The sequence below is a fragment of the Variovorax sp. 01T439_2 genome, assembly GCF_056398445.1.
The window spans coordinates 1-2,195 of the sequence record NZ_JBFTPJ010000962.1; the positions used below are offsets into that span (position 1 = coordinate 1).

Genomic DNA, 2,195 nt, shown 5'->3' on the forward strand with positions numbered 1-2,195 from the left:
GCCTTCACGTGCGGCAGCGACGAGGCCACCTGGTCGAAATACACCGGCACCTCGCCCGCGAGCACGTCGTTGATGGCCGGGCCCGCACCGCGATAGGGGATGTGCACCATCGAGGTTCCGGTGCTGCTCTTGAAGAGTTCGCCCCACATGTGGCCGATGGTGCCGTTGCCCGGCGACGCGTACGACACCTTGCCCGGATTGGCCTTCAGGTACTTCACGAGTTCCGCGAAGCTCTGCACCGGCAGCACCCGCGGGTTGATGACGACCACGCCGGGCGCCTTCACCAGCTCGGTCACGGCGACGAAGCCCTTGAGCGGGTCATAAGGCAGCTTCTGGTAGACGGCCGGGTTCACGCCGTGCGTGGAGAGCGTGGCCACGCCAAAGGCGAGGCCGTCCGGCGCGGAGCGGGCCACCTCGGCCATGCCGATGGAGCCGCCGGCACCGGCGCGGTTGTCGATGACCACGGGCTGCTGGAGGATCTTGGCCAGCGGCTCCGACAGCACGCGCGCCGTGATGTCGGTGGCGCCGCCGGGCGGGAAGGGCACGATCATGCGGATCGGCTTGCCTTGCTGGGCAAAGGATATTCCAGGCGCGACAGAAACAGCGGCGAGGGCAGAAAGAAGATGACGACGTTGCATGGGGGGTTTCTCCAATGAGACGGAAGTAATGAAGCAAAAGTTGCTGCGTTACTTGAAGCAAAGGATAGACCAGCTAACATTCTGATCTGGAATGTTTTGATGGGCATCCAGCCATGTCGCTCCGCCGCCTCAACCCGCCGCTGAACCTGCTGCGCGCCTTTTCCACCGTGGTGCGCTTCGGCGGCGTCTCGCGCGCCGCCGAGGCGCTGCACCTCACGCAGGGGGCGGTCAGCAAGCAGGTGCAGGAGCTGGAGCGCTGGATCGGCGTGCCGCTGTTCGAGCGCAGCCGCAAGCGCCTGGCGCTCACGCCCGCGGGCGAGCGCTACGAAAAAGCCGTGCGCGCCGTGCTCGCGCAGCTGGAGGCGGCCACGCTGGAATTCATCACCAGCGGCGACGGCGGCGGCGCGCTGCACCTGTCCACCCTGCCCACCTTCGGCGCCAAGTGGCTGATTCCGCGCCTGCCCGACTTCCAGCGCCTGCATCCCCAGATCACGCTGCATTTCGTGCCCTTCGTGCATGGCTACGACTTCGAGCGCCCCGAGCTCGACTGCGCCATCCTCTTCGGCGACGGCCACTGGCCCGGCGCGCGCTCGCACTACCTGGCCGGGCGGGACGTGGCGCTGATCGCGCCGCGTGCGGGCCTGGCCGAAGCCGCCATCCGCACGCCGCAGGACGTGGCGCGCTGCACGCTGCTGCGCCACGTCACGGTGCCGCAGTCGTGGCTGCAATGGAGCGAGGCGCATGGCGTGCGCGGGCTCGATCCGCTCGCCGGCCCGCAGTTCGACCAGTTCCAGACCATGATCCGCGCCGTGATGGTGGGCATGGGCGTGGCGCTGGTGCCGCGCTGCCTGGTGCAGGACGAGATCGCCTCGGGGCTGGTGGACGAGCCGCTGCCGGGCGGCGGCTACCGCGGCGACCAGGGCTACTGGTTCTGCTACCCCGAGGGCCGCGGCCAGCTGGCCACGCTCGACCACTTCCGCCGCTGGCTGCTGGCGGATGCCGATCGCAGCGCGGAGGAGCAAGCGCCGCCGGCCATTGCCTGACCGGCGCGCTGAAAAAGAGCTACTCGGGCTTGGCGCCCGAGGCCTTCACCGCACCGCCCCAGCGCTGGATCTCGTTCGTCACGAAGCGGTCGAACTCGGCGCCCGTGGTGGGCGCGGGCTCGGAGCCGCGGTCGCGGATGAAGCGCGCCATCTGCTCGCTCTTGAGGATGTCGGTCACTTCCTGGTTCAGCCGCGCCGTGATCTCGGGCGGCGTGCCGCGCGGCGCCATCAGGCCGAGCCAGCCCACGGCCTCGAAGTCCCTGGTGCCGGCCACGCCGCTTTCGCGCACGGTGGGTACGTCGGGCAGCTGCGAGGAGCGTTTGGCCGAGGTCACCGCCAGCGCCACCGCCCTGCCCGACTTGATGTGCGGCAGCRCGGCCGTCACCGAGTCGACCATCAGCGGAATCTGGTTGCCCAGGAAGTCCGACTGCGCCGGCCCGCTGCCGCGGTACGGAATGTGGGTGATGAAGACGCGCGCGGCCGACTTGAACATCTCGCCCGACAGGTGCTGCGT

3 protein-coding genes are annotated in these 2,195 nt (G+C 69.3%); 1 reads left to right on the plus strand and 2 read right to left on the minus strand.

The genetic code is table 11. The features are described from left to right. Positions 1 to 638 (minus strand): Bug family tripartite tricarboxylate transporter substrate binding protein (locus AC1DOC_RS30430; protein ID WP_478131201.1); only part of this gene is annotated, 638 nt, incomplete at its 3' end. A 113-nt stretch (positions 639 to 751) separates the two neighbouring features. On the opposite strand from AC1DOC_RS30430, the gene AC1DOC_RS30435 reads away from it, so the two are divergent. Beyond that, positions 752 to 1,681: a LysR substrate-binding domain-containing protein gene (locus AC1DOC_RS30435; RefSeq protein WP_478080771.1), complete on the plus strand. Its 930-nt coding sequence runs from the start codon at positions 752 to 754 to the stop codon at positions 1,679 to 1,681. A 19-nt stretch (positions 1,682 to 1,700) separates the two neighbouring features. Here AC1DOC_RS30435 and AC1DOC_RS30440 read toward each other — a convergent pair. Further along, positions 1,701 to 2,195 (minus strand): Bug family tripartite tricarboxylate transporter substrate binding protein (locus tag AC1DOC_RS30440; protein ID WP_478131202.1); only part of this gene is annotated, 495 nt, incomplete at its 5' end.